Here is a 212-nt window from a genome sequence, read left to right as displayed (position 1 = left end):
CCGGTACGCCGAGCTCGCGCAACTTCGCCGACAGCGCGACGTTCAACGCCGCACACGCCGGCTCGGCGGCCAGTTCCGCGACGATCAGCCGCGCGCGCGGCAGGCTCGGCCACCACGCGATCCGTTCGACCGGCATCAACGGCAGTGCATGCGCGGCCGCGAGCGCCGGCAGGCACGCGGCCAGTTCATCGCAGCACACCCGCTCGATCGCA

Annotated in this window: 1 pseudogene; it reads right to left on the bottom strand. The window is 73.1% G+C overall.

Features of this window, described 5'->3' with window-relative positions:
* A pseudogene (locus G3N99_RS41350) lies at nt 1–212 on the bottom strand (RNA 2',3'-cyclic phosphodiesterase); the annotation flags it as partial.

This window comes from Burkholderia sp. Ac-20392 (assembly GCF_017104585.1).
GTDB classification, from domain to species: domain Bacteria; phylum Pseudomonadota; class Gammaproteobacteria; order Burkholderiales; family Burkholderiaceae; genus Burkholderia; species Burkholderia lata.
The sequence above is the reverse complement of the archived record's forward strand: the minus strand, read 5'-3'. Positions and strand labels throughout refer to the sequence as shown.